Origin of the sequence: Thermovirga sp. (genome assembly GCA_012523215.1) — a bacterium.
Lineage (GTDB): Bacteria > Synergistota > Synergistia > Synergistales > Thermovirgaceae > 58-81.
Genome location: JAAYIZ010000001.1, coordinates 1 through 8,953 on the forward strand (window position 1 = coordinate 1; position 8,953 = coordinate 8,953).

The following is an 8,953-nucleotide window of genomic DNA, read 5'->3' on the forward strand; positions in this document are numbered from 1 at the left end:
AACCTTCCCGGAATTCGGCTATGAAACGGTCCAGGACAGGAAGGCCGACGAAGGCAAGGGGATAATGACCGCCCGCTTCCAGGACCTGATGGCCGTGGCGGACTCTCTGAAGGTATGCAAGTTCTCCGTCACCGTCGGGACCAGGGTCGAGGAATACGCCCGATGGCTTTCCCTCGTGACCGGGTGGAACGTCACACCCGAAGAGCTCCTGGAGACCGGTGAGAGGATCTTCACCCTGAAGAGGCTCTACAACGCCGCCCTGGGCATGGGCAGGAAGGAGGACAGCCTGCCCGAGAGGATCCTGAAGCAGCCCAGGGGGACCGGCGAATCGGCTGATACATTGCCCGACCTGGAGAGACAACTGGACGAGTACTATCAATTCCGGGGCTGGACGATGAAAGGTTTGCCCACCGACGAGACCCTGGAGAAGCTCGGCCTCGAAAGACTTTAAGGATGGGTCGTAACCGGACCCCCTCCTGTCGTGGAGGATAACCAAAAGGGTGAGAGGAGGAAACGTCGGACCAGTTTGGCGGCAGTAGTCATAGGGATAGCAATGGCGAAATCGGATACTCAACAATTGAGAGGAGGAAAGGATTCATGTCCAAGAGAGTGAAACTGTCGGTGTCCCTTGTTGTTGCTGTTTGCATGGCGGTCTTCCTTGCGGGCGCCTGGTCGGCCCCGTCGGAAGCGAAAGCCGAGATTACGCTCAGGATGGCAGGGCAGAGCCCGGCCGACCACCAGTCCACGCTGGGCATGCAGAAAGTGTCCAAGTGGGTTGCGGAAGCCACCAACGGCCGCATCGATATCAAGACCTACCCCTCGAGCCAGCTCGGCGACTACACCCTCGTCTACGAGGAGCTCATTCGGGGAACCATCGACATGGCCCTCATTTCGATACCGAGCCAGTTCGACTCGAGGCTGGAGCTCATCTACGTTCCCTACCTCATGCGGGACTATAACGAAGCCGCTGAGGTCTTCAAGCAGGGCGGATGGCTCTTCAACAAGATGGCCGAGCTTCACGGGGAACTGGGAGTTTTGTTCCTGGGATTCAACGTCGAGGGCTTCGGCGGTTTCGGGCTGACCAAGGAGCCCAAGGAAGTGCTCAATCCCCTGGTCAAGAAGGACCTTCTCCTCAGGGTCCCCCCGATGGACACCTTCAAGATCGGCGCCGATGACATGGGCTACACCACCGTGTCCATCCCCTACGCCGAACTCTACACGGCCCTCCAGACGGGCATAGCCGAAGGGTGGACCGGCGGAGCTCCGCCGCACTCCTACCAGGGTTTCCGCGACGTGCTCAAGTACTACTACCAGATCAACAACTTCGTCGAGACCGAGTCCTACCTCATGAGCAAGGTGACCTGGAACAAACTCAGCGAAGAGGACAGGAAGATCATCGCTGACGCATGTGCCAGGGCCGCCAGGGAGAGTATCGAGATCTCCGAGAAGGAAGACAGGGAGTTCTTCGACAAACTCCAGGACTACGGTGTGAAGAGCTTCTGGTACACTGCCGAGGACGTCAAAGACCTCGCCGCTCATGCCCGGAAAGTCACCTGGCCTAAACTCGAGAAGCGCCTCACGAAGGAACTCATCGATGAAATGATGGAGGCCTACAACGTAAAATAGCCTTGCCATCGAGCTTTCATCGAAGGCCGGCTATCGACCGGTGCGGTCTTCCCCCACAGGTGTGCGCCGGGGGGGAGGCCGCACCGGAACCTTGAAGACCTGCTTCCTTCGGGGAGGCAGATAGGAGGTATAACGTGACGGGAACATGTGGTTACGAGGAACCTCATCCTGTAAGGATCCATAATGTTCTCTGGGAGTTTCTGCTTAAATTCCAGAGATTCGTCCTGATCGTGAGCAGCCTTTTTGTAGTGGCCTCCATAGTGCTCACCGTCATCCTCAGGTATATTTTCAAGACCGATCTTTACGGCCTCGAGGAGATAGTGGTGATTTTCGCCTTTTGGCTCTACTTCATGGGGGGTTCCTACGGCAGTTACACCGGGACCCACATTACGGCGGACCTTGTTTCGGTCTTTTTTCCCGAGGGCAAGCTGAAGTCTTCAGTCATCGCGTTCAGTTCGACCATCACATTCCTGTTCAGCCTGCTTTTCTCCTGGTGGGGTCTCGACTTCTTCATGTTCGGCATAAAGATGAGCGCCCGGACCCCGGTCTGGAGGATCCCCATGGTGGTCTCCTACACGGCGGTCTTTCTCGGGATGGTTTTGATGACCTTCTACTTTTTCCTTGCCTTTCTGGAAGACATTAAAAAGTTGCGGAGCCACTTCGGACAGGGAACCCCTCAGGCCGAAGGAAACCGCTGAGAGGAGTTCATCCCATGGTTCTATTTTCGCTAGTCCTGCTCGTCATAACCTTGATCATCGGAGTCCCCGTCCCCTTCGCCTTTCTCGTCGCCACCACCCTCCTGGTCATCACCGGCGGATACTCGCCCAGCTTCCTTTTGCCCTACGGCTTCAGCAAGATGAGCACCATCGTCCTCTTGGCCATACCGCTTTTCATCATGGCGGGGGGGATCATGGAGAGGGGCAACATCGGCGACAAGCTGGTGGACCTGGTGGACCTCTTCGTGGGCAGGATCAAGGGGGGTCTCGGTGTCGTCGCGGTGGTATCCTGCGCCGTCTTCGGCTCCATAACGGGCAGCGCCTGCGCGACCCTTTCGTGCATAGGCTCCATCATGTTCCCCAGGCTGGAAAAGGCCGGCTACCCCAGGGGCCACTCGGCGGCCCTCCTGGCCAACGCCTCGGTCCTGGGTATGCTGATCCCGCCCAGCGCCATCATGATTCTCTACTCCTGGGTGGGCAACCAGTCGGTCCTGGCGAGTTTCCTCTCCTCGGTGGTCCCGGGGATAATACTCACCATACTGCTCTCGGTGATCAACATGTTCCTTCTGCGCCATAACGAAGACCTCGTCCTTGCCGCCCCCATTTCATCCCGGGAAAAGTGGAGCCTCTTCCGGGTCCGGGGTAAACGGGCCGTCCCCGCCCTGGTCATGCCGGTGCTGGTGCTGGGCGGGATCTACGGCGGGATCATGACGCCGACGGAAGCGGCGGCCGTGGCGGCCGTCTACTCCATACCGGTGGGGTTCTGGATCTACAAGGGTCTCACCCGTAAGGACTTCTTCGAGGTCCTGGTCGAGTCGGGCACGACGACGGGCGTCATCATGGTCATGCTCTACGCTGTCATGATACTCAGCCGCCTTTACATAATGGAGGACCTCCCCACCCAGATCCTGAACCTGCTGATGGCCGTGAGCACCAACCGGTACGCCATACTCTTCATGATAAATATTTTCATGATAATCATCGGCATGATCATGGATGACGTGAGCGCCGTGCTTCTTTCCACGCCGATACTGCTCCCCATCATCCTCAAGCTGGGCTTCAGCCCCGTCCACTTTGCCGCCATCGTAGGCGTGAACCTCGGCATGGGAAACATCACACCGCCCGCGGCCCCGCTCCTTTACCTGGGCGGCAGGGTCGGCAACGCGCCGATAAACGAGATGCTGATGCCCACGGTCTGGATGCTCCTCTTCGGCTGGCTGCCGACGCTGGCGCTGACGACCTATGTTCCCGGCCTGGCCACCTTCCTGCCCAACCTGATACTGGGGGTCAGGTAGGTGAGGAAGGATCTATTGGAGGAAGTACTCAAGAGGCATGTCTTCGTCACGGTGGGGTGCACTGATCCCGTGGCCATTGCCCTGGCGGCTTCCAGGGCCTACCGGGAGGTTCCGGGGAGGGTCCGTTCCGTCACCGTCACGATGGACAGGAATATCTACAAGGACGCCTTTTCGGTGGGTATCCCGGGTGTGCTCCAAAGCGGCATCGACCTTGCCGTAGCGCTGGGCATTCTCTATGGCGACCCCGAAAAGGATCTGCGGCTCCTTGAAAAGGTCGAACCTTCCCACCTCGAGCCGGCCAGGGATTTCCTGAAGGAATGCCCCGTCACGTTCAAGGTGGCCGAGAATGTCAAGGGCATCTATGTCCTGGCCGAGGTGGAGACCGACGCGGGTTCGGCCACGGCCCTGCTGCGTCACGCCCACGACGGCCTCGTAAAGGTCACCAGGAACGGGGAGGAGGTCTTTTCACTTCCCGAAGAGGTCGGTCCCGAGGGGGGCAACCTCCTGAAAGAGATCGGCTCCTTGAACCTGGAAGAAATGGTGGCCCTCGTCAAGGCGGCCCCCCTGGAAAACCTCCTGTTCCTCAAGGAAGGCGTAAAGATGAACAAGGAGGCCGCCCAGGCCGGGGGATCCTCTCCTTTGGGCCTGGGCCTGGGCTATCGACTTCTCGAGCTCCGGAGCTCCGGCCTTCTCTGCGATGACATTGAAAATGACCTGCGGCAGCAGGTGGCCGCCGCCGCCGACGCGCGTATGTCCGGCCTGAACGTCCCCATCTACGGCGTTTTCGGAAGCGGCAACCATGGCATCACCTTCTTCCTGACCGCGGGCACCGTGGCGGAACACCTCGGTTCGACCGACGAGGAGCTGGTCAGGGCCCTTGCCCTGGGCTTGCTGGTGGTGGGCCTGATCAAGTCCAACACGGGCATCCTGACGCCCCATTGCGGTTGTTCCGTCGCGGCCGGGGCGGGAGCCGCAGCGGCCATAGTCCATCTTCACGGGGGAGGGGTGAGCGAGATGGAAGCCGCGGTGCACCTGCTGCTGGCGGATATTACCGGCATGCTCTGCGACGGCGCCAAGTTCGGCTGCTCCCTGAAGATGGCCACCTCTTCCGGGGTCGCCTACCAGTCGGCCCTGCTGGCCATGAGAGGGGCGACGGTCCCGGAGAAGAACGGCCTGGTGGGGAAATGCCTGGAAGAGACCATGAGAAACCTCAGGGTCATCACCGATCCGGGGATGGCAGGTGTGGACCGGGCCGTCCTCGAGATCCTGATGAGCGGTGACGTTAACGGTGATTGTTGAGAGGAGCGAGCTTTCAATATGCCTGGAGAAAGCGAAAGGAAACGGGTTGAAGAACACCTCGAAATAGGAAAGGAGATTCTTTACCTGACCCGGGAAGAGGCGAAAAATATCGGCCTTTCCGACGGCCAGATCCTGGCCCTCACCGAGAAAGCCCTGGCGGCTCACGGTAACAAAAGGACAGAGATGCCGGCCAAGATCGGCCTGCACCCGTTAAAGGACACCCTCATGCACGCCATGCCCGCCTACCTGCCGGACCATTTCGCCTGCGGGATAAAGTGGGCCTCCTGTTTCCCGGCCAACCGGGAACGCTTCGGTCTGACCCAGACCTCCGGCCTCCTTATCTACAACGATCCCGAGAGCGGATGGCCCCTGGCCGTGATGGACGCCGTATGGATCACCGAAAAAAGGACCCCCGCGGTGACATCGGTTGCCGCGAAACACCTGGCGCCGGCGGAAGCCGCGACCTTCGGGATGATAGGCTGCGGCGTCCAGGGAAGAGCCCATGTGGGGATGATCGAAAACGTCCTGGTGAACCTGGAGACGATCTTCGTCTACGACCTCTTCGAGGAGGCCGCCCTTAACCTGGTCCGTGACCTGCAGCCAAAAGTAAAGGCGAGGATAGTAAAGGCAGGTTCCATAGAGGAAGTGGTCAAATCCTCCCAGGTCGTGGCATCGGCCACGGTGATCACGGCTCAGCCCAGGCCCCGGATCAGGGACAACTGGGTAAGGAAAGGCCAGACGATCCTCATGTGCGATATGCACTCCCTTTACGAGGACCCCACCATGAAGAGGGCCGATAAGTACCTTGTGGACAGCATAGAGGAGCATGAACTCTTCGAGGGCTATGGCTATTACCCCGACGGGCTCCCCGGGATATATGCCGAGACCGGCGAAGTGGCCGCCGGCCTTAAAAAGGGGAGGGAGACCGCCGAGGAGCTCATCGTATGCAACAACGTGGGGATGGCCGTGGAGGACATGATGGTGGCAAAGGCCTTGTTCGAGAAGGCCCTTTCCTCCGGCGCCGGCACGAAATTGCCCCTTTAACGGGGGCTATGGGGAGGCGGTTTTTTGACTAAACTGACCGATAGGGAAAAGTCCATCCTCGACGGACGGGAGGGTCCTCTCAAACGGGTGGCCCTCCAGTTCATCGTAAATTACGCCAAGGTGTTGGGAGCGGAACGTCTCTGCGACGTCACCAAGGCCCACCTCTTCGCGGGCGCACACCACTACATGGATGCCTGCGCCTCCGACGATATCGACGAGGTTATCTCCGAAATGCTCCTCTGTTCGCCCGAAAGGGTCAGCCTGGATTGCTTCGCCTGCTATGCCCAGGCCGACGTGGGGCCCACCGACCCGGCGAGGTGGCAGGAGCTCGGCGTCTCGCCCGAAAGGCACGTGAAAAACAGGAAGATCCTGGAAAAATACACGAAAGCGGGGCTTTACCCCATGGCCACCTGCACGCCCTACCTCTCGGGTTTCCTCCCCAGGATGGGCGAGCACTACGTATCCACCGAATCCCACGCCGTAACGCTCATGAACTCCCTCTGGGGGGCCTGCGCCAACGCTGACGGGATAGAGGCCGCCTACTGTTCCGCCGTATGCGGTAAAACGCCCCTGTGGGGGAACCATATCATGTCGAACAGGAGAGGGACCCATCACTTCAGGGTGGAGTTCACCCCCCAAGACGTCATGGAGTGGGACCTGCTGGGCTACGTGGTCGGTTCCAGGACGCCCACCCATTCCATCCCTGTCCTTTCGGGAGACCTGGGAACCCCCGGCGTGGTGGAGCTGAAATCCTGCTTCGCGTCGATGGCGACCACCGGCGGAGCGGAGTTGTGCCATATCGTCGGCGTGACCCCCGAGGCGCCCGATTTCGACCGCGCCTTCGGGAGCCGGAAAGCCGCCGTGGAAGATGCCATCACCTTCGGCGACATCGAAAAGGCGGCGGATCTTTTCGCGGGTTCCGGCGAGGCCGTGGATTACGTCAGCCTGGGCTGCCCCCATTACTCCATAGACCAGGTCAGGGACGTCGCGGCCCTTCTCGAGGGACGGGAGGTCCACGGTGATACAGCGCTTTGGATCTGGACCTCGCCGGCGGTGAGGGAACTGGCCGACAGGGCCGGGTACAGCCGGACGATCGAGCTATCCGGCGCCCGGCTGGTCACGAGTTCCTGCCCCCTGGTCAGCGAGACCTGGCCAAGGGATGCTTCCGCCCTCGTCTTCGACTCGTTGAAGCAGGCCCATTACATCAGGCCCGAGACAAAATCAACAGTTCTCTTCGGTTCCATGGCCCAGTGCGTCGACGCGGCCGTAGCGGGCCGATGGGAGAGGAGGTCCTCCCGTTGAAGAAGATCGTCATCAAGGGCAGGGGCGTCTGGGGCGGCGTTGCCGAAGGGCCGGCCATGGTGAGCAGGGATACCATCCAGGGCTGGAGCGGCCTCGATGACGAGACCGGTGTCGTCATCGAGAAGGGGCACCCCTTCGAGGGCATGTCCATAAAGGGTGCCATCCTCGTTCTCTCCGGGGGTAAGGGATCCAATGGCTGGTCGAGTCACTTCCACGTGGCCAGGCTCAAGGGCCTCGCACCGGCGGGCTTCGTCTTCCCGAAGATGGATTCCCGGACCGGGGTGGCGGTGGTGGTGACGAAGGTCCCGGCCGTGACCGACCTGGAGGAGGACCCCTTTGAAACGATCAGGACCGGGGACTGGGTCCGGATAGACGGGGATCGGGGCGTCGTTGAAGTCACCCGCGAGGCATGAACCGAAAAATTGTCTTGTCCGACGAAGGAGGATAACAATTTATGAAAGCACTTTGGCTCTCAAGGAAGGATGTCGAGTCCCTGGAGATACCCATGACCGAGGTCATGGACGCCGTGGAGGAGGGCTTTCGGCTTAACGGGCTCGACCAGAGCGAACTGCCGGCCAAGATAGGGGTCCATCCTCGCAAGGACTGCTTTATCCATGCCATGCCCTGCTGGATGGGCGGCGAGGTCGACGCGGTGGGCATCAAGTGGGCCGCCGGTTACCCCCCCAACCAGGCCAAGGGTCTTCCTTATATCAACGGCGTATGGTGCATGAACGACCCCGAAACAGGGATGATCAAGTCCGTCATGGACGCCAACTGGATGACCGCCTGGAGGACCGGTGCGGCCTCGGGTGTTTGCGCCCGTCACCTGGCCTCGCCGGACTCGGAAGTGGTCGCCATGATCGGCCTCGGGGTACAGGCCAGGACCAACCTGGTCGCCCTCGGGGAGGTCCTCCCCGGGATCAGGGAGGTCCGCATCTATGACGTCTTCCCCGAGCAGGCGAAGCGCTTTCAGGAAGATATGGCCCCCCTGTTCCCGAAGGCGCCCCTGGTCATCGAGGACGAGGCTGAATCCGCCGTCAGGGGAGCCGATCTGGTGGTGACCTGCACCCCCATCGTTGAACACCCCCAGCGCTTCGTCAGGCGGGAGTGGATGAAGAAAGACGTGCTCTGCATCGCCGTGGACTACGATTCAGCCTTAAGCGAGGATATCATGAAGGGCGATGCCTTTGTCTGCGATAACCGCAACCAGTACCTCTGGACCCAGGAGCAGGGCGTTTATTTCCAGGACGGGTATCCCCTGGAGGCGGAGATCTACGCGGACATGGGGGAGATCTGCGCCGGGAAGGCCGCCCCGGTGAGGAAGGGTCTCAGGGGCGCTGTCCTGATGGGTATAGCCAGCCACGATGTGATGACCGGCCGTCTTATCTACCGGAAGGCCCTTGAAAAGAACACCGGCACCTGGGTCGAATTGTGATCCCTCCAGGCGCCCGATAAGGAGGTTGTTCATTCGATGGGCGGACAGAAAAAGTTTGCGGTCCTCGGCAGCGGAAACGGCGGGATGGCCTTCGCGGCGCAGATAGCCGCGAAAGGATACCCGGTGGTGATGTTCAAGCCCAGGGAGATGACCGAGGATTTCATCAAGCTGAACAAGACCAGGGAAATGTTCCTCGAAGGCGACATCAACTGCGGCGGCAAGATCATCGGGGTCAC

The 8,953-nt window shown here is 60.3% G+C and carries 10 protein-coding genes; all 10 read left to right on the plus strand.

All coding sequences use genetic code 11. From position 1 onward, the window contains the following. On the plus strand, window positions 1–451 hold a 451-nt coding region (locus tag GX108_00005; protein NLO55429.1), incomplete at its 5' end, for an aldehyde ferredoxin oxidoreductase. Window positions 452–597: 146 nt separating this feature from the next. After that, on the plus strand, window positions 598–1,626 hold the full coding sequence (dctP, locus tag GX108_00010) for a TRAP transporter substrate-binding protein DctP (GenBank protein ID NLO55430.1): 1,029 nt from the start codon (window positions 598–600) through the stop codon (window positions 1,624–1,626). A gap of 134 nt (window positions 1,627–1,760) precedes the next feature. Beyond that, entirely contained in the window at window positions 1,761–2,324 is a 564-nt protein-coding gene (locus tag GX108_00015; GenBank protein NLO55431.1) for a TRAP transporter small permease, read from the plus strand. Window positions 2,325–2,338: 14 nt separating this feature from the next. Then, window positions 2,339–3,637, plus strand: coding sequence for a TRAP transporter large permease (locus GX108_00020; GenBank protein NLO55432.1), 1,299 nt, complete (start codon window positions 2,339–2,341; stop codon window positions 3,635–3,637). Further along, window positions 3,638–4,936 (plus strand): serine dehydratase subunit alpha family protein, encoded by a 1,299-nt coding sequence (locus GX108_00025; GenBank protein ID NLO55433.1) that lies wholly within the window; start codon window positions 3,638–3,640, stop codon window positions 4,934–4,936. A gap of 18 nt (window positions 4,937–4,954) precedes the next feature. Further along, on the plus strand, window positions 4,955–5,980 hold the full coding sequence (locus tag GX108_00030) for an ornithine cyclodeaminase family protein (protein NLO55434.1): 1,026 nt from the start codon (window positions 4,955–4,957) through the stop codon (window positions 5,978–5,980). A 33-nt stretch (window positions 5,981–6,013) separates the two neighbouring features. Next, window positions 6,014–7,282 carry a DUF521 domain-containing protein gene (locus GX108_00035; GenBank protein NLO55435.1) on the plus strand — a complete coding sequence of 423 codons (1,269 nt, stop codon included), beginning with the start codon at window positions 6,014–6,016 and terminating at the stop codon, window positions 7,280–7,282. Further along, entirely contained in the window at window positions 7,258–7,695 is a 438-nt protein-coding gene (locus tag GX108_00040) for a DUF126 domain-containing protein (protein NLO55436.1), read from the plus strand. Before GX108_00035 ends, GX108_00040 begins: the two co-directional genes overlap by 25 nt. Window positions 7,696–7,736: 41 nt before the next feature. Continuing rightward, window positions 7,737–8,717, plus strand: coding sequence for an ornithine cyclodeaminase family protein (locus tag GX108_00045; protein NLO55437.1), 981 nt, complete (start codon window positions 7,737–7,739; stop codon window positions 8,715–8,717). Between the two features lie 36 nt (window positions 8,718–8,753). After that, window positions 8,754–8,953, plus strand: a 200-nt coding sequence (locus tag GX108_00050; GenBank protein NLO55438.1) for an NAD/NADP octopine/nopaline dehydrogenase, incomplete at its 3' end; no start/stop codon positions are given.

Excerpts from the sequence above, each read along its gene's own strand:
- GX108_00020 (NLO55432.1), top strand. The coding sequence starts at position 2,339 with ATGGTTCTATTTTCGCTAGTCCTGCTCGTCATAACCTTGATCATCGGA.
- GX108_00045 (NLO55437.1), top strand. The coding sequence starts at position 7,737 with ATGAAAGCACTTTGGCTCTCAAGGAAGGATGTCGAGTCCCTGGAGATA.
- GX108_00030 (NLO55434.1), top strand. The coding sequence starts at position 4,955 with ATGCCTGGAGAAAGCGAAAGGAAACGGGTTGAAGAACACCTCGAAATA.
- GX108_00040 (NLO55436.1), top strand. The coding sequence starts at position 7,258 with ATGGGAGAGGAGGTCCTCCCGTTGAAGAAGATCGTCATCAAGGGCAGG.
- dctP (NLO55430.1), top strand. The coding sequence starts at position 598 with ATGTCCAAGAGAGTGAAACTGTCGGTGTCCCTTGTTGTTGCTGTTTGC.